This window comes from Legionella anisa (assembly GCF_001467525.1).
GTDB classification, from domain to species: domain Bacteria; phylum Pseudomonadota; class Gammaproteobacteria; order Legionellales; family Legionellaceae; genus Legionella; species Legionella anisa.
In genome coordinates, this window is sequence record NZ_LNXS01000001.1 from 147,222 (window position 1) to 169,710 (window position 22,489).

A 22,489-nucleotide genomic window follows, 5' to 3' on the forward strand; every position below is an offset into this window, starting at 1 on the left:
AGTAAAACTCGGGTTTTGCTGCGCTGCACCCAGGCTACAATATACTTTTTTGATTAGAGATCTTGACGTATTGAACCATTATTCAACAAATACTTTACTTGCTTACTATCTCCGCTACTTGTTCGCGGGACCTAGAAGCAAAAGATAATGAAGGTGATGATTCCTCAGGTTTATGTACCCTCACCCAGAATACGAGTGAAAAATTTACGTTGAGTTCAAATTTATCTTTAATCAATTTTTTGTAAGCTATTCCCTTTTTTTCAATTAATTCGCCAAAACATAAGGCACTGAAAAGAATTAACAAATATCCTATTGCTGAATAACAAAATATAGTATCTGAGAAACATAACATACAAAAAGAAACCAGCATGCCCAATAAAAACGGTTTCATTTCTTTAAGCTTCAATGCAGTAATAAACAATGTACCTATGAAAAACAGAAACAGAGCCATTCCTATCAAACCAAATTCTGCAAGGGTCAGCCAATATTGGCCATGAGGCTCGTTAAGCTTATGCCCCCAGGAAGGAACTGGTTGATCTATAATAAAGTTATACTGAAACCCTCCTGTCCCTACTCCTAAAATTGGATGTCTTTTAAATAAAGATTTTGCATATCGATGAAATTGATATCTAAAACCTAAAGAAGTATCTGTTTGATTGTATTTTAAGAGCCTAAGATCATTCACCAGGGAGTAAGCGCCATCTTGCATGACTGGGCTCAGCATAAAACCTAAACCACTTACACTCGTAAATAGTATAAGTCCTATTAAAGCCTTTCTAAGAGGAAATTTTTGCACGATCAGCAAACACATTAATACACCATAAATGATGTAACCTGCCCGTCCGGAATTGATAAAAAATATTTGATAGCTTCCTAATACAATCATGGATAAATATAAAGATCGCAACCACTTGTCTGCATTCGCTTGGATCAGCAAAATTCCAGCAAAATAAACTCCCAAAGCAATCATGATCCCAGTAACAATATGATTATAAAATACTTCTCCAGGATCCAGGGAATGAAATAAATCATTTATGAATAGATTGTTAATTTTCAGTATTGAAAGAACACTCGTGAATAGCATGGACAATATATAACCATTCAAAGCCCATGTTCTTGCTTGAGGTTTAATAAAACCCACAGCAAAAATTGGTAAAAAAATTAGCTTAGAATATTTATTGATAATATTGTATTCCAATTTGAATGGGGCTTTTGACCATATACAAGCGATAAGAACATAAAGAAATAAAGCAATCGCAGCTCGGGCCCATAAGGTATTAAACGCATAAAGCAGATATTGTCGGTATGAAGGGGTAAATCCTATAGCTAACAAACTAAGTACAGTTAATATTGACTTGATACTAGGACTTATAGGAATAAAAAATACCAATAACACAAGAAGAATTGGTATGAGTAAGTGAATTTTTTCGATTTTTTCTTCTAGGAAGCTCAGGTTCAAATTAATTCCTCTGTGCTTTTTGCCAAAGAAGGCAATTGTTCCAGGTTACTGTCTTGATACAACTGCTTAATACCACGATAGAAAGTTCCTTGTGCATTAAACACTGCAAATAAAAAACCTATTCTGCCATCCAGAAAGCCACGTTGCAAGACATAACATCTAAAAAACATCCAGGAAGTACTTGCCAATGTTTTGATAAAGCTGGGTTTTCGCTTATTTAAGATATATGTTTTTGCACTATAAGACGAATATTTGTTCATTTTATAGAGTACGTGACTGACGTCTTTAAATGAATGGTGCATAATCGTATTTTTGATTTTACCAATACGTGTTCCTTCAGGAAGAACGATTTTTTCATGCACAATATCATTACTGAAATATGCATTTGCACGCTTAAAAAGTCGAGCATGGCGCTTAGGGCTGGAGGAGTATTTTAAGGGTTGATCATAGAAGTACATTTGAATTGCAATTCTAAAGGCATCTGCGGAATCGGATGCCATGGCTTCAATGATTTCTCGCTGCAACTCTTCACTGACTGACTCATCAGCATCAAGATTCAACACCCACTCTCCTTGAGCTTTTGATAATGCCCTTTGTTTTTGAGCACCATAGCCTGGCCAGTCTGTTGAAAAAACATGCTCCGTATATTCTTTGGCAATAACAACCGTTTTATCGCTACTTCCCGAGTCCAATACTATTATTTCATCAGCAAATCGAACAGATTCGAGACATCTTCTAATATTCTTCTCTTCATTTTTGGTTATTATTATTACACTCAACGTCATTTAAAAAACACCCTCTCGATGATCATGACTATCAAAGTGTAACTTACCATCTTTAACTTTTAAGGTTACATGACCACCATGCATCAACTTACCAAATAAAAGTTCATCAGCCAGAGGTTTTTTTACATTCTCTTGAATCAATCTGGCCATTGGACGAGCCCCCATCACCTTGTCATAACCATGTTCAATAAGCCATTCACGAGCCATTTTATCGACGTTAAAGGTAACACCTTTATGACTTAATTGCTCATCCAGTTCCATAATGAATTTATCAACGACTAAGCCAATCGTCACTGCATCCAATGGAGCAAAATTAATGATTGCATCAAGTCTGTTTCTAAACTCAGGGCTAAATTGTTTCTTAATTACTTCAAGCCCATCATTACTATTGTCTTGCATTGAGAAGCCCATGGAGTTTCGCACCAATTCTCCTGCCCCCGCATTAGAGGTCATAACCAGAATAATGTGTCTAAAATCTGCTTGACGTCCGTTAGTATCAGTTAAAGTTCCATGGTCCATAATCTGTAGCAGCAAATTAAATACATCTGGGTGCGCTTTTTCGATTTCATCAAGCAACAGTACTGCATGAGGATTTTTAGTTACGGCTTCAGTCAACAATCCCCCTTGATCATAACCAACATATCCTGGAGGAGCACCAATTAAACGTGAAACAGTATGTTTTTCCATGTATTCAGACATATCAAAACGTAATAGTTCTATGCCTAAAACATTAGCCAATTGTCGAGTTACCTCTGTTTTTCCTACACCTGTTGGTCCAGCAAACAAGAAACAACCTACAGGTTTTTGAGGATCTCTAAGTCCGGAACGACCTAATTTAATCGCAGAAGCTAATGCAGTGATCGCTTGATCTTGTCCATAGACTAAAAGCTTCAAATCACGCTCTAAATTACGCAAGGTATCTTTATCACGTGCTGATACTTTTTTAATCGGTATACGAGCAATTTTTGCTACGACGCTCTCAATCTCCGTTACACTTATTATTTTTTTACGCTTGCTTGCTGTTAATAAATTCTGATAAGCGCCCGCTTCATCAACAACATCAATTGCTTTATCCGGTAAAAATCGGTCGTTAATGTATTTTGCAGATAATTCAGAAGCTGCTTTTAACGCAGGAATCGTGAATTTCACCCCATGATGCTCTTCTAATCGACCTTTTAGTCCTTTCAATATTTCAAAAGTTTCGTCGACTGTAGGCTCTGGAATATCAATTTTTTGGAAACGTCTTGCTAAAGCTCTGTCTTTTTCAAAAATACCTCGGTATTCCTGATACGTTGTAGAGCCAATACATTTTAACTCACCATTTGCCAGCAGTGGTTTAATTAAATTGGATGCATCCATGACACCGCCTGAGGCTGCTCCAGCACCAATAATTGTATGAATTTCATCAATAAACAGTACTGCCCCTTCCTGTTGTCCTAACTGCTTTAATACAGCTTTTAATCGTTTTTCAAAATCACCCCGATATTTTGTTCCAGCAAGCAAAGCACCTAAATCAAGTGAATAGACGATACAATCACGGATTGCATCCGGTATTTCACCATCTACAATGCGTCGAGCTAAGCCCTCAGCGATTGCGGTTTTACCTACACCTGCTTCGCCAACAAGCAATGGATTATTTTTCCTGCGTCGGCACAGTACCTGAATTGTACGTTGTACTTCTTCATGACGTCCGATTAAAGGATCAATTTTTCCTTGTTTCGCACGTCGGTTGAGGTTTGTGCAATAACTTTCGAGAGGAGACTCATTACCTTCTGATGAGCCCATATCATCTTCCATAGAGTTCATGTTCTCATGCATATCATTATTTTGATACTTAGAAACACCATGAGAAATATAATTAATCACATCAAGACGTGTAATATTTTCTCTGCGTAAGAAATAAACGGCCTGGCTTTCTTGCTCACTAAAAATAGCTGCTAGAACATTAGCACCAGTAACCTCGGTTTTTCCCGCAGATTGCACATGAAACACAGCACGTTGTAATACACGTTGAAAACCAAGTGTAGGTTGAGTTTCTCTATCTAATTCATCTTCAGGGATTCTAGGAGTAGTTTCATCGATAAATTCAATTAAATCCCGACGTAATGCTTCAATATTTGCATCACATGCTTGTAATACACTTCCAGCTGCTGGGTTATCAAGCAATGACAACAATAAATGCTCAACGGTCATAAATTCATGACGTTTTTCTTTTGCTTCCTTGAAAGCTAGATTCAAGGTGAATTCAAGTTCTTTATTTAACATTGTCGTTGCTCCTCTTCAGCCCATAGCAAGTTACTCGGGTTCCATGCTAGATAGCAATGGGTGCTGATTCATTCTGGCGTATTCATTTACCAGCGCTACTTTTGTTTCTGCTATATCTCGCGTAAATACCCCACACACGCCTTTTCCTTGAATATGAACCTGTAACATCACCTGAATGGCAATTTCTTCACTAAGATGAAAAAAATGCTTCAGTACATCAACTACAAAATCCATAGGTGTATAATCGTCATTGAGCAACACTACTTTGTACTTTCTAGGCACTCTGATCTCGGTGCTCTGCTCCGGCTCAGCTACTTTAGGCCTTATAATTTCCTCTAGATTCTGCCCACTCATAACATACAACCTCTATATTATTTTTATAGACTCCCTACGCACTTTTGGCCAGTAAAATCAGCTAATTTTAATGAAAAAATTAGCCTTTGAAATAATCAAAAACATATTGATTAGATAGCATTCATTAACGATGGAAATCATAAATGGTATAAATTGTAACGTAATGGAAACAATCTGAACTCGGAGAGAATGTATTCATCTCTCCGAATTGCACTCACATCCCTCAGGTTATACTTATCCCATGCACGTTACATCTGCTTAATTACTTCATCTCCAAAACCGGAGCTACTCACCAAAGTTGCACCGGTCATACCACGCTCAAAATCATAAGTTACAGTTTTGGCTGCTATAGCACCTTGCATGCCTTTGATAATTAAATCAGCTGCTTCAGTCCATCCCATATGGCGTAACATCATTTCGGCGGAAAGGATAATGGACCCAGGATTTACCTTATTCTTGCCCGCATATTTTGGTGCTGTTCCATGTGTTGCTTCAAATACAGCAACTTTATCACTTAAATTTGCACCTGGAGCAATACCGATACCACCTACTTGGGCTGCCAAAGCATCAGAAATGTAGTCGCCATTTAAATTAAGTGTGGCAATTACGCTGTAATCTTCCGGTCTTAAAAGAATTTGTTGCAGAAACGCATCCGCAATTACATCATTAATGATGATTCGCTTACCTGTTTTAGGATTCTTGATTTCCATCCAGGGGCCGCCTTCATATTCTTTGGCGTCAAAAAAATCACGTGCAACTTGATAGCCCCAATCTTTAAATGCACCCTCGGTAAATTTCATAATATTGCCCTTATGGACCAAAGTTACCGTGTGTCGGTCATTATCAATTGCATATTGGATTGCTGCTCTGACTAAACGTGTAGTTCCTTCTTTGGAAACTGGTTTAACTCCTATACCGCAATGCTCAGGAAAACGGATCTTTTTAACACCCATATCTTTCATCAAGAACTCAATCACTTTCTTGGCTTCAGGAGTATCCGCTTGCCATTCAATGCCCGCATAAATATCTTCAGAGTTTTCCCTGAAAATAACCATATCCGTTTTCTCGGGTTCTTTAAGGGGGCTTGGAACGCCAGTGAAATAACGAATTGGACGTAAGCAAGTATAGAGATCCAGTTCTTGACGAATTGCAACATTAAGTGAACGAATTCCACCGCCAACAGGAGTCGTCAATGGGCCTTTAATCGAAACAACATATTTTTTCAGTGCGTCTAAAGTTTCTTTAGGTAACCATTGATCAGAACCATAAACTTTAGTTGCTTTTTCACCTGCATAAACTTCCATCCAGGCGATTTTTCTCTTATCGCCATATGCTTTTGCAACTGCAGCATCAACAACTTGAATCATAGGAGGTGTTACATCTACACCAATGCCATCTCCTTCAATAAAAGGGATAATGGGATTATTGGGTACACGAAGTGATAGATCAGCACTAACTGTAATCGCTTCACCATGTGCAGGCACTTTGATTTTATCGTATGTCATTGACAACTCCGCAAAATTAGAGAGAAGGCAATGATAGCATGTGATAACTTGGAATCCCAAGTACCATTTCCATTTAATTAATCACGTTTTGATGCGTGTTATGAATGTTGCAACATTTTAATTTGCTCAATTAGTTGATCGTATCCTGCTTCAACATTGATATAATCACTTTTTGCCAAATAAACAGATAATGATCCATCATCTGTTGCAGAAGGTTTTTGTAAAACGCCATTATAACCTTGGCTTTTTAAACGAAGAAAATCATTGATTTTGGTAACGAGATAAAAATTACGAAAATAATTATCAGGAACCATATGAATTGCCTGAGCATCATTTTCTAACGATTTTCCTGGCAAATAATCTTTAAGTGAGTAGGTTGAATTGTTATGAACAGCAACTACTTTACCTTTGGGGAGTAACTGTTTAATTTTACGTGCCAACTTATTTACTTCTTGATGTGCCCGAGGAGTATATGGTCCAAACTGCGAAAGTGTTTTTTTAATTCCAATATCTGTAAAAATGCGGTTCGGATCAAACTCATAACGCTGATTATTTAAATGAAATACTATGTTGCGACCACCGGAGTGTACTAAAGTAATAAGGCTCCCCCCATCTTTTTGAATCACAGCCTGTGCTGCTTTTAAAGCTGTTTGTTCATTATGATGCACATGAACATAGGTTTTGCCTCTACCTATTGTGTGCTTAATCTCTACTTTCTCATCACCAACCATAACAATATGATTCATCGCGTATGCAAACTGACAGAAAAAAAGTGAAACTAAGAGTGTGGATTTCATAAAAATTTTCACCATAAAGTATAATTTTTGCGTTATTGTATAAGAATTGACCTACAAAAACAATCAATTGTATTGAGGAATTGCTCATCATGTAGAAAGCTCCTACTATAAGCGCACTCAAACTCTTTTTTATATCATATTTAATGCCAGAAATTATACTTTTCAATAAACCTTATGGGATCGTCACTCAATTCTCTGGTGAGAACCCCGAACACACATTGGCTGCTTTTATTAAAAAACCCGATTTTTATGCTGCAGGACGATTGGATAAAAACAGTGAAGGATTGTTATTATTAACTAATAATGGCGCTTTGCAGCATCATCTAACTCATCCCAAATTTAATAAAAAGAAGTATTATTGGGTACAGGTGGAAGGAATACCTACTGAAACAGATTTAGAGCCTCTTAAAAAAGGTTTGGTTCTTAAAGACATTACCTTTTTGCCAGCAGAAGCCAGACTTATTGATGAACCCCAATTATGGCCGCGTAATCCGCCAATTCGTTTCCGCCAAAATATCCCTACCAGTTGGCTGGAAATAGTTTTAAAAGAAGGAAAAAACCATCAGGTACGAAAAATGACTGCAGCAATTGGATTCCCCACTTTAAGGTTGGTACGACATCAAATTGGTAACTGGAAATTAGAGAATTTACAACCTGGTGAATATCGAGTCATACATCACCCCTTCAATGATCATTCTATAACTCGGAAAAAAGAAATTAGATAATGTTTAAAAAAGATTCTGGGTGCAGTGCAGCGAAACACCCGGTACGAATAAACAGCCTAGTAGCGCAACTGCTTGTAGCTGTCTCTTGATCAAATCTCTGTCTACGCCCTGCGGCTTTTCCGCGGGGCGTAGAAATAGAGCTGAACCTTTTTTCAGGGATGTATAGAAGATTCGCTGTAAGCAGCTCAGTTATGCTTGCTGTATCTTTTCCAAAGTTAGATAAAATTTAAATACCTGCAAGACACTCTCTTCTGTCGCGCTTCATTATCAATAACTTCCGATTAATTTGCTCTCAGAGTTATAAATCAATGTCAATAGGTGAATTTCACCGATGTAACTTTATGCATATACAAATACAATTTGTTTCTCATTTAATCAACTAGGAAGAATATTTATAAATAAGTCCATTAAAAGGCATTTATAAATTTCAGCCATTTTTTAAAAAAACCGGAGAAAATATATGACTATAGAAGTTACTGTTAAACTTGATGATAACAAAATAAGAGTTTATTTAAATAGTAATGATGCAACAATAGAAGCGATTGGAGATCATTTAAAAAATCAAGGCTATAATAACATTGCTTCAGTAAAAGCGGTGGAAGAAAAAACACATGCGAAGAAGTGTCAGGGCTATTCTTTAACCCCTTACTCTCTTGCTTATAATGTCATTGGAAAAGAAGCTATGCAAATTGAGGCCTGGTTCAATATAGGAAGACATTATACAGATGAAACTTTGTCTGCAGCTATTGATACTTTAATAGCACCTGTATTACCTACTGTTATCGAAGATACAATTCTTCCTGCACCCAATATGCACGTGAAAGACTTGAAGTCTCGAGTATATGTTACTGTCTTTGAAGAACAAAATGCATCATTAGGAGATGTTTTAAAGTTAGTTGGTAATTTGGAATCATGCGTGCAGGCTGTGAGGAAACAAGCCGGGCTTAAAGGCGATAAGATCGCAAGCGACGTGGTTATAGCATTTGATGATAAAGTAAAACCTGCACATCATGCAAAAGGCTTGTCTGTATTTGGCTTAATGCCTGCTCCACAAAATAGTAATGGACCCGTATCTAATGGAGTAAGCTATTATCCTTCTCAAAGTTCTTCAGCAGGTATATAGTTTACTTCCAGTAAGTAGCCTTGTTGCAAGCAACCAGGCTACAAATTCTGGGTTATGCTTCATCTCAATCCAGGCTAGGATTTCTGCACTTTTCAACGATAAACCAAACGTTTCAACAAAGTACCTTCTCCAAGCAGGCGAATCCATGGCCAGATAAACATACCTACCAAAGCGCTGGCTGCGGGTGCAAACACGCTGTAATTGAATCCGAGCAGAGCAGCAATTAAAGAAATAATCGATTGATATAAAAGACAGAAGAATCCAATTAAAAAGATTTGTTGCATCATAGAAAAAAATTGAAATCGTCTTGATTTGCTGGAGGCAATCCAAGTGACTAAAAGCAAAGCAAAGGAATGTTCTCCTATTACTGTCGCAAGTAATACATCCAATAATAATCCCACAAACATTAATGTAGTCAGTCTGAAGTTGCCTGGTAAAAAATATTCGATATAAAGCACAAGCAATAATATCCAAGGGGGACGAAATACTGAGATTAACTCAGGCATGGGTAATATAGATAAAAGAAGAGCCACAATAAAACCCAGGCACAAACGTACGCGAAGATTTTTTATCACATAGTCTCCTTGGCATTTAAACGCTCATTAATTTGTGCATTCAATTGCTCTTGCTCTGCATCGGACCATATGAGTAATACCAACCGGTTACGATTGAGGAGTGCAACGGGTTTCACTTTCACTTTCACAAAATCTTCACCAGGAATACTATTCACTTCTTCCACAAGTCCTACAGGGTAACCTTCAGGATAGTGTCTGTCCAAACCCGAGGTGACTAGCACGTCACCAGGATGAATGGACGAAGTTTTTGGTAAATTAATCAAGGACAGTTGCTCTATATCGTTGGTTCCAACAAGAATCGCCCGCTCTCCTGTGCGATTGTTACGTACAGGTACAGCACTTTTTGAGTCCGAAATAAGCAAAACTGTGCTGGTTATAGGGCCTATATCGACAATTTGCCCCATAACTCCTTTTGCATCCAAAACAGGCTGCCCTACATAAGCTCCATCACGTTTTCCCTTATTTAAAACAACTACCTGGCGAGAGTTGCTGGTATCCACAGCAAGAATTTGTGCGGCCATTGCACTCGTATTTGCTTGTGAGGAGGTAAGAAGTAATTCTTTTAATTGTAAGTTTTCTTTTTGAATAACAATGAGTTTTTGTAGTTCTGCTTCCAGCATAGTCTGCTGATAACGCAATTGCATGTTTTCTGCAATCAAAGCTTTTTTTGCACTAACCAATGACTGTACCCAACCAATGACGCGGACAGGATAATCTACTGCATATTGCAAAGGAGCAACCACTAAAGAAAAACCGCTACGCACATTATCTAAATAACGATAATGATAATCAGAAAACATTAGAAAAACAGAAAAAGCAAGAGCAAGTACAAATCCCATAGAACTGTACCCACTCCGGCTAAATAATCTGTTGTGTTTATTATTCTGTTGAGAGGAAATCACCACCGCGTAAATCCATGGTTTCTAAAGCTTTACCACCACCACGTGCCACACAGGTCAGCGGATCTTCAGCAATTAATACAGGTAAGCCTGTTTCTTCCATGAGCAAGGTATCAATATTTTTCAATAAAGCACCGCCTCCAGTAAGAACCATGCCACGCTCAGCAATGTCAGCTGCCAGTTCAGGAGGAGCTAACTCCAAAGCTGCCCTCACAGCACCAACAATACCTGATAAAGGCTCTTGAAGTGCTTCTAAAATTTCCGCACTCGTCAGAATGAAACTACGAGGAACACCTTCAGCAAGGTTTCTTCCACGAACTTCAATTTCAAATAAATCACGACTTGGGAAAGCAGAACCAATTTCATGTTTAATACGTTCTGCAGTTGTTTCACCAATTAGCGTGCCGTAATTGCGACGTACATAAGATACAATAGCATCATCGAACTTATCGCCACCGATACGAACAGATTGGTGATACACAATACCGCTTAAGGAAATGATCGCAACTTCAGTGGTACCACCACCTATGTCCACTACCATAGAGCCACTGGCCTCTTCTACTGGCATTCCCGAGCCTAAAGCCGCTGCCATAGGTTCTTCAATAAGAAATACTTCTCGAGCGCCAGCACCCATTGCAGATTCACGAATTGCCCGACGCTCAACTTGCGTAGAACCACAAGGAACACAAACCAAAACACGTGGACTTGGTCGTAAAAATTTATTTTCATGAACTTTATGTATGAAGTGTTGCAGCATTTTCTCAGTAACAAAAAAGTCAGCAATCACGCCATCTTTCATTGGTCTAATGGCATTGATGTTCCCCGGAGTTCTTCCTAACATTCGCTTCGCTTCGAGGCCCACCGCCGCAACACGTTTTTGTCCTGACTCATTACGTAAAGCAACTACGGAAGGTTCGTTTAGGACAATCCCTTTATCTCTTACATAAATCAATGTATTAGCTGTTCCCAAATCAATCGATAAATCATTGGAGAACACGCCCCTTAATTTTCTGAACATATGCCGCACTATCCCATTCTTCTTTTTGTGCGCTACTTTATCCTAAATTTGGATAAAAATCGACAGTTCTTACACAACAATTTAAAATTAAAGAATGAATTTTGGTACATGAAAAGAATTCTTGAGTTTTTGACCAGAAACACAGATCAAAATAAAGAGCGTTAATTCTATTTACGAACATTCGGCAATCAGAATAATCAGATGATTCTTCTTTTATTAACTCAGGGCCTTCCTAACATCTCATCCCAATTTAAAATATAATTTGTAGTCAATATGATTACATTATATACTGCGCATCCAGTCCTTTTGTTATTTTGAGGTTTGTAATTATTATGCCTAGTTTAAAAGCAAATGAACTATCACAATGGACCGATGGCGATGCGGATCTCTTGTCAAAACTTCTTTTGTATCTGTTTCTTTTTACGAAAACAGCAACTAATAAAGGGAAGGATACTAATTCCGCTTATCAAAAAGTAGAAGAAAATATTCGTAATTTTATAAGTGTACGCGGTGATGATCGACTTCATATTCCTGTATTAAACAGAGCATCCATTGATGCTTCCGCCATGTTAGGGGCATATTTACGTCAGCATATGGTATTAAAAGGAAAACCCATTGTTGAATTAAGTGAGGAACAAATCCAAGCAGTACATGATTTTGTAAAACCACTAATCCCAGAAGAATTTACACCAAAAAAATTTTTTGACAGTCTAGAAGGTTCTCCAGCCCAAAAACATGTAACCATATTAAAACTTCTAATATTTAAAGGCATTTCTACTGAAGATCAAAAGGCGATGTTCAAGCCTAAGTATGCTGAAAAAATAGATGATCTTCTGGATTCAATCCTTAAGCTGGTTGAATTTATGCGAACTCCTTTTAGCGTTTTAGATTTAGAGGAGATGGCTTCTAAAGCTGCAGCAAAACAATTAGGAAAAGAGCAAGCGTCAACCTCTGGAATAGACTTACAATGGGCCTCATTGTACAACGCTATTAATCGATGTTTACAAGATATTGTCACTTTAAAAAAGGGTAAAATAGGAAAAGCAGAAGAGCTTCTTGATCAAATAAAACAATTCCTAGGTACATGTCAAAAATGCTTTGGAGTAGCCAACGCCGGTTATAAAATAAAAAAAGAAGTTCTTTCAGAAGTCCAAAAACAAGAAAGCGAACAGATTGAAGCCCTTAAAATACTCGGTTTTCCGGAAGGGAACCCAGTGAAAGTCACCCGCTATATCAGTGATTTTAGACAAAGTCTTATGGGAAACGATCCTGAAAAAAATGAAGCGATAAAAACCATGACGCTGACGCAACTTATCAATACTTATGCAGCTCAATGGCAAGCCGCTTTAAACAAGATAAAAAACGAATTAGCTTTATCTAAAGAAGAATTACAAAAGACAAAAAATACCTTACAACAAAAAGAGTCTGCTTTAGCTGAGTCCGATATACAGCTACAAAGTGTTCGGCAAAAATATGAAACGCTAATACGTGAATCCTCTGAAACGAATATAAAACTTCAACAACAACGCTTAGAACTTGAGCGATTAAAAACAGTCGAATCCACCTCAACAGAGACAATCACGAAACTAGAGAAAGAAATAGAAAAAACTCGGAGGGATGCGCAACAAAAAAATACCGCTTTAGTGCAGTTGGAAGAGCAATTGCAGGTTGTCAAAAAGGAAACTGAAGAGTTAAAAAGCAAACTAAGTTCTGCAAAAAAACACGGACAAACTATTCTTGAACTGCAAAAGCAATTAACAGCCTTACAAAAAGATAATGAGTTATTGCATCAGCAACTCGAAGCAGAGAAACAAACTACTAAACCCATGAGTGAAGTAACATCTGAAGTGTCTCAGCTTAAATCTCGGTTAGAGTCTTTGCGACAAAGATCTCCCGAAGTAGAGAAACAAGCCAAGACTTCATCGAGTGATGTTCAGTCCGAAGTATCTCTGCTTCGTTCTCAGTTAGAATTGTTACGACTCGAAAATAAAAAACTTAAAGAAGAGTTACGCAATGCAAAACCACCCTTGCCTATAGTAGAACCTAAATTGCCTGGTTTCGATATAAAAGCTGGTTTATTAGTCGCTCTTGGAGCACTACGTTTAAATCAAGAAGATACGATCAGGATGAGAAATAAAATAATTACAAGCCAAAAGGATACAGAGCTAGCAGAAGTTAACACTGAAATTATGCGTTTGCAGAAGATTAATGAATTTATTGAAGATATCAATAAAGGAATTTTGGATCGCGCTGGATTTTTCTCTTCTGATCCCCATAAGAAAACGAAAGCAATTGAAACCGCTTTCCAAGAGTTGTCTGTTGATGATAAATATAGAATAGCTACTTTATCTGAAGAAAACATCGATGAGGAATTAAAAAAGGACAATGAAGAAGAAAGTGATATCGGAAAATTCCTTAAAGCCATTCATCATAAAAGAGGGTTTATCGCGATTCATCAAGCAACAAGTTTTACCTTCTTTAAGAGCAATATTGGCAATCTAGATCAGGAGCTAAAACAAATTAAATCTACTCTAAAAATTTGATTTATTTTTAGGGTCTGTTTACATTTCTACTATCTTGGAAAATGGCCTGATTTTCGAGTACCAAAGCGCAGCATACATGAGTATGTGAGCATCGGAACGCAGAAAATCAGGCCATTTTGACTCAATCTAGCGAATAGAAACAGACCCTGGTGCTCACGCAATAGCGTCAACTTAAACGTAGCCTGGGTGTAGCATAGCGAAACCCGGGGTTCAGTCTTTCAAACCTTCACCCAGACTGAAAAAATAAATCCTCTGATTCAGTAGTGTTTTTATTCTATTTTATTAACAACAAACACTTGATTCAATTTATCTCGATTCGCAGTCACAAAATGTTGTCCTAGGCCTTTCACCTCAGCAAGCTCCTCCAAAGATTTAAAGCCGTGGTGACTTTTTCGATAGGCAATAATTGCTTCCGCTCGTTTTTTCCCTATGCCTTTAACTGAGCCGGTAAGCATGGATAAATCAGCGGTATTCAGATCAATTTTATGAATGACTACAGGAGGCTTTATTTTGATCGAACTTTCTTTAGCAAGGACTGCATGAGCAGATAGAGTAACTGCAGACAATGACAATACAGCAGCAATAAATTTTGCTTTCATAATTTTCTCCTAATTGTTGGACTATATGGCTCGTTCCAGAGCCGAGCAAAAGTATCCCAAGAATTGAGTATACTGTCGAGTAGTTTTTTAATTTTTTTATCTTATTTCAATGAGTGACAAAAAAGGCGGGGTTCCATTAATATGTTGGCAATGTGCCAATCATGGATGGATTCCTGCCTTCGCAGGAATGACAACATCGGCTTTCTGCTTAGTATAGTAGCCTGGGTGCAGCGCAGCGGAACCCGGGTTTCGCTACGCTGCACCCAGGCTACAACGCTGGTTACGGTTCTGCAAAATTGGATCAATTGAATATCCTGACCCAACTTAGATGTACCTAGTAAATGGATCACCTGCCTGAGCCGGGATGACAACCTTTTAGACATCACTGTAGACTATAGAATACGTATTTTCCTGGATGCCTTATATATTGACATTAAGATGCATGATAAAGCACATAAGCCACACTTGCAGTTAGCTTTTTTACCATATCCAGATGCAAGAACTCATTAGGCCCATGTGCATTGGAATGAGGTCCCAAAACGCCGGTAATCATAAATTGTGCCTCGGGAAATTTCTTTCCTAACATTCCCATAAAAGGAATGGTTCCACCTTCTCCCAAATAGGCAGCGGGCTTACCATAGTAAGTCATTGATGCCGCATCTGCAGCCTTTTCCAGCCAGGGAGCAAGCTTAGGTGCATTCCATCCAGGCGAGCCATCACCTATCTTAAAACTCACTTTAGCATGATAAGGAGTCTCTTTAGTTAATGCATTGTGCATCACTGTTGCAGCAATCTCAGGATCTACCAAAGGGGGTAGCCGCATGGATAATTTTAATGCCGTTTGTGGCCGCAAAACATTTCCTGCATCCCCTATGGCAGGAAATCCATTGGCCCCAGTAACCGTCAACGCGGGTCTCCAGCTTCGATTCAGAATCAATTGCTTTCTATCTATTGTCACTGGTTCAACCCCTTTATGGAACGGAAACTCTGTGTAAACAGAATCCCCTAACACCTGGGCACACTGTTCTGCCTGGCTTGTTCTTTCTTCAGGAATGTCACAATACAACTCAGGTAATTTCACCTCTCCTGAAACTTCATCTTCAATACGACTAATTAATTGTCGAGCAACTCGGAAACTGTCAGCAACGATACCACTCGCCGCACCCGAATGAACGCCCTCTTGAATTAGCTCAACCGATAACTCGCCCACTAAATTGCCGCGTAAGGAAGTAGTCATCCATAATTGCTCGTAATTACCTGCGCCAGAATCAAGACAAATAACTAATTTGGGTTTGCCAATCCTGTCATTTAGCAGTTCAATGTAATAAGGCAGATCATAACTGCCGCTCTCTTCACATGCTTCAATAATCAAAACACAGCGAGGGAAAGGTAACCCTTGCTTCTGTAATGCGCAAATCGCGGTTAAGGAGGCATAGGCGGCATAACCATCATCTGCAGCACCGCGACCATACAAGCAGCCATTTTTTAACACAGGTTTCCATGGATGCAAATCTTCATTCCATCCGGACATTTCCGGCTGTTTATCAAGATGTCCATACAACAAAACAGTTTCATCAATTACTCCAGGGACTTCAATGAAAATTAATGGAGTACGCCCTTTTAACCGCATAATCTCCAGCATCATTCCTTTCGGCGCATGTGCCTTACACCAATTAGCAATATGGGAAACTGCCTGCTCCATAAATCCATGCTCCTGCCATTTAGGATCAAAATGGGGTGATTTATTAGGAATTCTTATATAGTCACATAAGCTGGGAATGATTTTCTCTTCCCATTGATGACAAACAAAGTCATACAGCGCTTGCGGATTGAACATGAACTTGCTCCTCAATAATAGATACGATGTGATCCGTCGCGGACTTAATATTTAGTGCATCGATTTTATTCCTAATATCCTCTTTATTATTCTCCAGTTCATGTAACGTTTGCAGCAAAGCATCGGTATTCAAAGATCGATCTTCAATGACAAGGCTAATACCTAATTTTTGAAAATATCGAGCATTTTGGATTTGATCTCCTCGACTTACCTCTGCTGGTAAAGGAATTAAAATATGAGGTTTACCCAGAGCTAAGAGTTCATATAGAGAATTAGCTCCAGCCCGCGAAACAACTACAGATGCTGCAGCAAACAAATGCGCTAATTCTTCATTAACATATTCAAATTGTTTGTACTCTTTTTGATCAATCAGGGATGGCTCTAATTTTCCTTTTCCACAGATGTGAATGACTTGATATTTTTTGGTCAATTGAGGTAAAGCCTCACGAATACTACGATTGATAGAGCCGGCACCTAAGCTACCACCTATAGCTAAAAGACAGGGCTTATCTGCATTAAATCCACACAATTCAAGTCCGTGGTCACTGTTACCAGTAAACAACTGATCACGAATAGGAGTACCCGTTATTTCTATTTTATCTTGTTTTTTAAAATGTTTTTTTCCCGCATCAAAAGTCAAACATATTTTATTAACAAAAGGAAAACAGAGTCGATTGGCAAGTCCGGGACTCATATCAGATTCATGAGCAACAACAGGAATCCGATTTAACCAGGCACCCACTACCACTGGAAATGCAACAAAACCGCCTTTAGAAAAAATCACGTCGGGCTTTAATTTATTAAGTAAGAAAAAAGATTGCACAATACCCAGAAGTATTTTAAATGGATCCAACACGTTTTTAAAACTCAAATATCGGCGTAATTTACCACTGCTTATCCCGTAAAATGGGATTTTAAGTGGCTCTATCATCTGTTTTTCAATACCATGAGCAGAACCAATATAGGCGATTTCCCAACCTTTAAGGCTAAATTCTTTAATTAACGCCATGTTAGGCGCCACATGCCCTGCTGTACCTCCTCCTGTAAAAATAATCATTGGCATCATAAAATTTTCCTAATTAGTAAACTTAAGTCTATGGCTTGAATTGATTTGGTAATCGCACCAACAGAAATGAAATCAACACCCAATTGAGCTATTGCAGTAATATTTTCTAACGTAACTCCGCCAGAAACTTCTAAAGTACAATGTTTTGGTTGATTCATTCTAACTGCCTGTTCAAGCATCTCCCGACTAAAATTATCCAGCATGATTCGATCAGGGTGAGCACACATTGCTTCGCGCAACTCATCCAGAGTTTCGACCTCTACTTCAATTAAAACATTCTTTTGGTTCTTTCTAGCCAAAGCAATCGCCTTCGCTACTGAACCACAGGCCGTAATATGATTTTCTTTAATTAAAACAGCATCATAAAGTCCCATGCGATGATTAAAACCACCTCCACACGTAACCGCATATTTTTGTGCAGCTCTTAATCCAGGAAGCGTTTTCCGTGTATCCAGTAATCGAGTTGACGTACCGCGAAGCTTTTCTGCATAACGATAAGTTTGTGTTGCTGTAGCTGAAAGAGTTTGTAAAAAATTTAATGCAGTGCGCTCGCCTGTTAAAATATTTCTTGCTGAGCCATATAAAGTACATAGCGTAGATGGGGCTGGTAACCATTCACCTTCAGCAACTTGCCACTCCACTTTGATTTGATCATCGAGTTGATTGAATACCTCATTAACCCAAAGTTGGCCACATACCACCATAGGCTCTCGACAAATAATTTTTGCTTCAGCCTGAAGATGAGCGGATAACAAAGTTGCCGTCACATCCCCATCACCCACATCCTCATGCAATGCACGTGTTACCTCAGCCTCTATTTGTAAAGAAGTTTTATTCATCGATTACTTCCCTATTATTCTTTGCATAGCGTGCTTTTAATAAAAGAGGCGCAATAAAAGTGGTCACCATAACCATTAAAACAATTGCAGAAAATAATTCATCTGACATAACCCCCAGAGTTCGACCAATAGAAGCGAAAACTAATCCCACTTCGCCGCGAGGTAACATCCCGATGCCAATAAGCAATCGATCATCTGAAGCTCGTGCCCCATAACCACTGAGTAATTTGCCAATCACCGCCGCGATGATTAAACCACTTGCTAAAATAATTACATTCCAATGATAAAAGCTCTCTAATTTAACTTGAATGCCGATCACAATAAAAAACATAGGTGCCAAAATGGATTCTAATGGAGATAATAAATGATAAATACTGCGATTTTCTTGTTGACTCAGAGGCATACCATCAAAATAGTCATCATGAAGAATTACGCCAGCGGTAAATGCGCCAATAATTGTTGCAAGTTGAAGCACTGAAGCGAGCCAAGAAAGAGTCATGATAAATATAAAAGAAATAAATAATTTTGCTTCCCAAGGCTCCAGAAAACGGAAAAAATAAATCGCTTTGCGTAAAACAATCGGACCTAGATATAAAGTGCCGGCAAAAAACAACAGCGCACTCACGATAATGCGTAGCACCACCATTATATCTACCGCACCGCTAATCACTAGCGAACTGACTACGGCTAATATAATTAAGCCCAAAACATCATCCAACATTGCCGCACCTAAAATAATTTTTGCTTCCCTGGTACGTAATTTTTTCATTTCAGAAAGTACCCGCGCAGTAATTCCTATACTTGTTGCACTAAGCGTCGCTGCAATAAATAAATCGACCTGATAGGATCCATTAGGTATAAATATATAAGCGACACCAAAACCCAGCAGCATAGGAGCAATTACGCCAATTAAAGCAACAAAAAGTGAATCACGGCCTGTATGCTTCATTTCTTCTATTGAACTTTCCAAACCAACCATAAATAGAAGAAAAATGACCCCATATCGCGAAAAAATATCAACAATATAAGTAATTTTCAAAAAATCAGCACCGTGAGGCCCACTTAAAGCACTTACAACTTGCTGTGAATAATTTGGATTAGGAATAACTGAAGTAACCGCCTGATTTAAAGGCACGCCTTCAAGTATTTGTCTCACTGCATCAAAAATTGCAGAGCCTTCCCGGAGCAAAATAGCTAATGGAAATCCGTAATAATAGAATAAATTGCCTATAAGAATTCCAATCACCAATTCGCCAAGAACGCTGGGTTGATGGATACGTCTTGCCGTATAACGACCAATAATTGCAAAGAAGAAAATAGTAGTCACGCCAAGTAACACAAACGCAATTGGATCATCATGAGTTGGCTGTCCAGCAGAGGCAAAAACCATAACTGGATATATTCCTGCAATAAGAAGCCACCATTTTAAATGCTGCATTACTCTTTTATACCTCGCGAAAATATTCTCTTATTGCCGAATAACCTTCGGCAATTTACTCATAACGTGTCAAAAATCCTTCTCCCACGTCCTGCGGCTGCAGTTTGTGCCTAGCTATCGAGAAGTGACATTTATTCCATTGAATCCTATTGCTTTGCCAAAAATAAACACGTCTCCAAAACAGAGTCCGGATTCAGTGAAACACTTTCTATGCCTTCTTTCATTAACCATTGGGCAAAGTCTTGATGATCTGAAGGCCCTTGACCACAGATACCTATGTATTTATTGGCCTTTTTGCATGCAGTAATTGCCATATGTAATAAAACTTTCACTGCGTCATCTCGCTCATCAAATTGAGCCGCTATCAAACCAGAGTCTCTATCTAAACCTAATGTCAATTGAGTTAAGTCATTAGAGCCGATAGAAAAACCATCAAAATACTCTAAAAATTCTTTGGCTAACAATGCATTGGAAGGTAATTCACACATCATAATAACACGTAATCCATGTTTACCCCGCTCAAGTCCATGCTGCTTTAAAACCTGAATTACATTACTTGCTTCAGTGACTGTTCTTACGAAAGGAATCATAATTTCTACGTTCGTCAAGCCCATTTCTTCGCGAACACGTCGTACTGCTTTACATTCTAAAGCAAAGCACTCTGCAAACGACTCAGAAACATAACGTGATGCACCTCTAAAACCCAGCATTGGATTTTCTTCATGTGGCTCATATAAATTACCGCCAACAAGATTTGCATATTCATTTGATTTAAAATCGGACAATCGTACAATTACAGGTTTAGGATAAAATGCGGCAGCTATTGTTGCAATTCCTTCTTTTAATCGCTCAATATAATATTCAACAGGAGATGTATAGGCTGCTGTTTTTTCGGTAATAAATTGTTTTAATTCCTTATCTTTTAAGCGATCAAAATCAAGTAATGCACGCGGGTGAATACCAATAGTATTGGAAATTAAAAACTCAAGGCGAGCTAAACCCACTCCTGAGTTAGGAATAGATTGAAATGTAAAAGCACGTTCTGGATTACCTACATTTAACATCACTTTCATTGGCAATTCAGGCATGGTTTCTACATCAAGTTGCACTTGCTCGAACGGCAACAAACCTGCATAAACATAGCCGTTATCCCCTTCAGCGCAACTAACGGTTACTTCATCACCATCACGTATGGTTTTTGTAGCATCACCGCACCCTACTACAGCGGGAATACCCAATTCGCGAGCAATAATCGCCGCATGACAGGTTCTGCCACCGCGATTAGTAACAATCGCTGAAGCACGCTTCATTACAGGTTCCCAATCAGGATCAGTCATGTCTGAGATCAATACATCACCCGGTTGGACACGATCCATTTCACTTACATCTTTGATGATCCTTGCCCTACCTTGTCCTATACGTTGACCTATACTGCGTCCTTCGGCCAATATCTCACCTTTTTGCTGTAGGGTGTAACGTTCCAATATTTGTTTATTGTCGCGGCTTTTTACTGTTTCAGGACGAGCCTGTAAAATATATAATTGGCCATTTAGACCATCTTTTGCCCATTCTATATCCATTGGTCGGCCATAATGCTTTTCGATAATTATGGCTTGACGCGCCAAGCTTTCCACTTCGCTCGGAGTTAAAGAAAAGAGCAGACGATCTTTTGCATCAACCTCAACCGTTTTGACTCGTTGCTGCTTGCTAGGGTCATCACAATAAACCATTTTCAAGGCCTTACTTCCCAGATTTCTGCGAATAACCGCGGGTCTACCTGCTTGAACCCCAGGCTTATGCACATAATACTCATCTGGATTGACAGCTCCCTGGACAACCATCTCGCCCAAGCCATAAGACGAAGTGATGAAGACTACTTGATCAAACCCTGACTCAGTATCCATGGTAAACATCACACCACTTACTGCCAAATCACTACGGATCATCTGTTGAATACCTGCAGATAAGGCTACTTCATGGTGGGCAAACTGATGATGGGTCCGATAAGTGATTGCTCTATCATTGAACAACGATGCAAAAACATGTTTGATCGAGAGCAAAACATCATCAATTCCTTTTACATTTAAAAAAGTTTCTTGTTGACCTGCAAATGATGCATCGGGTAAATCTTCCGCTGTTGCTGAGGAACGAACCGCCACACTAAAATTATCATGACCTATCGAGTGAGACATCTGTTCGTATGCAGCTCGCACTGCATGTTCAAACTCAGGAGTAAATGGTGTATTGACAATCATTTCTCTAATTTCTTTCCCAACAAGAGCCAACTGCTGTACATTATCTGAATCTAAAGCCGCTAATTTTTCATAGATTTTCTTATCTAAATCATTTTGGGACAAAAACTCTCTGAATGAATCCGCTGTCGTTGCAAATCCGCCAGGAACAGACACTCCTGCTGAGGATAAATGACTGATCATCTCACCAAGAGAAGCATTTTTTCCACCAACCTGTTCCAGATCGTGCATGCCAAGATGTGCTAAATCGATAATATGTGTTTTGACCGTCATAACTACCCCGAATCCATAAAATGATAGTTATTTTACTGAAAATGTGGGGCTATGGGAATTAGAAACTTTATTTGTCAGCCAACATTTGTTTTTACCCCATCAAGACAAACGATCATTTCATCTAATCCGAGAGGCAA

General features: G+C 38.6%; 18 protein-coding genes. 3 read left to right on the plus strand and 15 right to left on the minus strand.

Annotation, left to right across the window (positions count from 1 at the left end; genetic code table 11):
- Window positions 1-94 precede the first annotated feature (94 nt).
- The 6 genes from Lani_RS00650 to Lani_RS00675 all read right to left on the minus strand — a co-directional run bounded on the left by Lani_RS00650 (window position 95) and on the right by Lani_RS00675 (window position 7,165).
- Entirely contained in the window at window positions 95-1,459 is a 1,365-nt protein-coding gene (locus Lani_RS00650) for an O-antigen ligase family protein (protein WP_019235069.1), read from the minus strand.
- Entirely contained in the window at window positions 1,456-2,244 is a 789-nt protein-coding gene (locus Lani_RS00655) for a glycosyltransferase family 2 protein (RefSeq protein WP_019235068.1), read from the minus strand. Before Lani_RS00655 ends, Lani_RS00650 begins: the two co-directional genes overlap by 4 nt.
- The gene (clpA, locus tag Lani_RS00660; RefSeq protein ID WP_019235067.1) at window positions 2,245-4,509 is read right to left on the minus strand and encodes an ATP-dependent Clp protease ATP-binding subunit ClpA; all 2,265 of its coding nucleotides are present in this window, start codon (window positions 4,507-4,509) and stop codon (window positions 2,245-2,247) included.
- A 30-nt stretch (window positions 4,510-4,539) separates the two neighbouring features.
- Window positions 4,540-4,863: an ATP-dependent Clp protease adapter ClpS gene (gene clpS, locus Lani_RS00665; RefSeq protein WP_019235066.1), complete on the minus strand. Its 324-nt coding sequence runs from the start codon at window positions 4,861-4,863 to the stop codon at window positions 4,540-4,542.
- Between the two features lie 248 nt (window positions 4,864-5,111).
- Complete coding sequence (gene icd, locus Lani_RS00670) at window positions 5,112-6,368, minus strand: NADP-dependent isocitrate dehydrogenase (protein ID WP_019235065.1); 1,257 nt, start codon at window positions 6,366-6,368, stop codon at window positions 5,112-5,114.
- A gap of 98 nt (window positions 6,369-6,466) precedes the next feature.
- Window positions 6,467-7,165, minus strand: a complete 699-nt coding sequence (locus Lani_RS00675; RefSeq protein ID WP_019235064.1) for a hypothetical protein — start codon at window positions 7,163-7,165, stop codon at window positions 6,467-6,469.
- A 143-nt stretch (window positions 7,166-7,308) separates the two neighbouring features.
- Between Lani_RS00675 and Lani_RS00680 the strand changes: the two genes are divergently transcribed.
- Together Lani_RS00680 and Lani_RS00685 are read left to right on the plus strand one after the other, a co-directional pair.
- On the plus strand, window positions 7,309-7,890 hold the full coding sequence (locus Lani_RS00680; protein WP_019235063.1) for a pseudouridine synthase: 582 nt from the start codon (window positions 7,309-7,311) through the stop codon (window positions 7,888-7,890).
- Window positions 7,891-8,350: 460 nt separating this feature from the next.
- Complete coding sequence (locus tag Lani_RS00685) at window positions 8,351-9,013, plus strand: hypothetical protein (protein ID WP_019235062.1); 663 nt, start codon at window positions 8,351-8,353, stop codon at window positions 9,011-9,013.
- 92 nt (window positions 9,014-9,105) lie between these two features.
- Here Lani_RS00685 and mreD read toward each other — a convergent pair whose 3' ends face one another.
- Genes mreD through Lani_RS00700 form a run of 3 tightly spaced genes read right to left on the minus strand, consistent with a single transcriptional unit; the run spans window position 9,106 to window position 11,505 of the window.
- The gene (gene mreD / locus Lani_RS00690; RefSeq protein WP_040523242.1) at window positions 9,106-9,585 is read right to left on the minus strand and encodes a rod shape-determining protein MreD; all 480 of its coding nucleotides are present in this window, start codon (window positions 9,583-9,585) and stop codon (window positions 9,106-9,108) included.
- The gene (gene mreC / locus Lani_RS00695) at window positions 9,585-10,490 is read right to left on the minus strand and encodes a rod shape-determining protein MreC (protein WP_040523240.1); all 906 of its coding nucleotides are present in this window, start codon (window positions 10,488-10,490) and stop codon (window positions 9,585-9,587) included. The genes mreD and mreC overlap by 1 nt, the downstream gene beginning before the upstream one ends.
- Window positions 10,468-11,505: a rod shape-determining protein gene (locus tag Lani_RS00700; protein ID WP_003636696.1), complete on the minus strand. Its 1,038-nt coding sequence runs from the start codon at window positions 11,503-11,505 to the stop codon at window positions 10,468-10,470. Before Lani_RS00700 ends, mreC begins: the two co-directional genes overlap by 23 nt.
- 332 nt (window positions 11,506-11,837) lie before the next feature.
- Here Lani_RS00700 and Lani_RS00705 point away from each other — a divergent pair, with 332 nt between their 5' ends.
- Window positions 11,838-14,048: a coiled-coil domain-containing protein gene (locus tag Lani_RS00705; protein WP_019235058.1), complete on the plus strand. Its 2,211-nt coding sequence runs from the start codon at window positions 11,838-11,840 to the stop codon at window positions 14,046-14,048.
- A gap of 269 nt (window positions 14,049-14,317) precedes the next feature.
- Here the strand turns inward: Lani_RS00705 and Lani_RS00710 are convergent, their stop codons facing one another.
- The 6 genes from Lani_RS00710 to ppsA form a co-directional block, all read right to left on the minus strand.
- Window positions 14,318-14,647 (minus strand): ComEA family DNA-binding protein, encoded by a 330-nt coding sequence (locus Lani_RS00710; RefSeq protein ID WP_019235057.1) that lies wholly within the window; start codon window positions 14,645-14,647, stop codon window positions 14,318-14,320.
- A 433-nt stretch (window positions 14,648-15,080) separates the two neighbouring features.
- Window positions 15,081-16,484, minus strand: a complete 1,404-nt coding sequence (locus Lani_RS00715; RefSeq protein WP_019235056.1) for a M20 family metallopeptidase — start codon at window positions 16,482-16,484, stop codon at window positions 15,081-15,083.
- Entirely contained in the window at window positions 16,459-17,550 is a 1,092-nt protein-coding gene (locus Lani_RS00720) for an undecaprenyldiphospho-muramoylpentapeptide beta-N-acetylglucosaminyltransferase (protein WP_019235055.1), read from the minus strand. Before Lani_RS00720 ends, Lani_RS00715 begins: the two co-directional genes overlap by 26 nt.
- Window positions 17,547-18,389 carry a carboxylating nicotinate-nucleotide diphosphorylase gene (nadC, locus tag Lani_RS00725; RefSeq protein ID WP_019235054.1) on the minus strand — a complete coding sequence of 281 codons (843 nt, stop codon included), beginning with the start codon at window positions 18,387-18,389 and terminating at the stop codon, window positions 17,547-17,549. Before nadC ends, Lani_RS00720 begins: the two co-directional genes overlap by 4 nt.
- On the minus strand, window positions 18,382-19,827 hold the full coding sequence (locus Lani_RS00730; protein ID WP_019235053.1) for a cation:proton antiporter: 1,446 nt from the start codon (window positions 19,825-19,827) through the stop codon (window positions 18,382-18,384). The genes nadC and Lani_RS00730 overlap by 8 nt, the downstream gene beginning before the upstream one ends.
- 146 nt (window positions 19,828-19,973) lie before the next feature.
- The gene (gene ppsA / locus Lani_RS00735) at window positions 19,974-22,352 is read right to left on the minus strand and encodes a phosphoenolpyruvate synthase (protein WP_019235052.1); all 2,379 of its coding nucleotides are present in this window, start codon (window positions 22,350-22,352) and stop codon (window positions 19,974-19,976) included.
- Window positions 22,353-22,489: the final 137 nt, after the last annotated feature.

Excerpts from the sequence above, each read along its gene's own strand:
- Lani_RS00700 (WP_003636696.1), bottom strand. The coding sequence starts at position 11,505 with ATGTTCAGAAAATTAAGGGGCGTGTTCTCCAATGATTTATCGATTGAT.
- Lani_RS00710 (WP_019235057.1), bottom strand. The coding sequence starts at position 14,647 with ATGAAAGCAAAATTTATTGCTGCTGTATTGTCATTGTCTGCAGTTACT.
- Lani_RS00675 (WP_019235064.1), bottom strand. The coding sequence starts at position 7,165 with ATGAAATCCACACTCTTAGTTTCACTTTTTTTCTGTCAGTTTGCATAC.
- ppsA (WP_019235052.1), bottom strand. The coding sequence starts at position 22,352 with ATGACGGTCAAAACACATATTATCGATTTAGCACATCTTGGCATGCAC.
- Lani_RS00730 (WP_019235053.1), bottom strand. The coding sequence starts at position 19,827 with ATGCAGCATTTAAAATGGTGGCTTCTTATTGCAGGAATATATCCAGTT.
- nadC (WP_019235054.1), bottom strand. The coding sequence starts at position 18,389 with ATGAATAAAACTTCTTTACAAATAGAGGCTGAGGTAACACGTGCATTG.
- Lani_RS00705 (WP_019235058.1), top strand. The coding sequence starts at position 11,838 with ATGCCTAGTTTAAAAGCAAATGAACTATCACAATGGACCGATGGCGAT.
- clpA (WP_019235067.1), bottom strand. The coding sequence starts at position 4,509 with ATGTTAAATAAAGAACTTGAATTCACCTTGAATCTAGCTTTCAAGGAA.
- icd (WP_019235065.1), bottom strand. The coding sequence starts at position 6,368 with ATGACATACGATAAAATCAAAGTGCCTGCACATGGTGAAGCGATTACA.
- clpS (WP_019235066.1), bottom strand. The coding sequence starts at position 4,863 with ATGAGTGGGCAGAATCTAGAGGAAATTATAAGGCCTAAAGTAGCTGAG.
- Lani_RS00715 (WP_019235056.1), bottom strand. The coding sequence starts at position 16,484 with ATGTTCAATCCGCAAGCGCTGTATGACTTTGTTTGTCATCAATGGGAA.
- Lani_RS00685 (WP_019235062.1), top strand. The coding sequence starts at position 8,351 with ATGACTATAGAAGTTACTGTTAAACTTGATGATAACAAAATAAGAGTT.
- Lani_RS00655 (WP_019235068.1), bottom strand. The coding sequence starts at position 2,244 with ATGACGTTGAGTGTAATAATAATAACCAAAAATGAAGAGAAGAATATT.
- Lani_RS00720 (WP_019235055.1), bottom strand. The coding sequence starts at position 17,550 with ATGATGCCAATGATTATTTTTACAGGAGGAGGTACAGCAGGGCATGTG.
- Lani_RS00680 (WP_019235063.1), top strand. The coding sequence starts at position 7,309 with ATGCCAGAAATTATACTTTTCAATAAACCTTATGGGATCGTCACTCAA.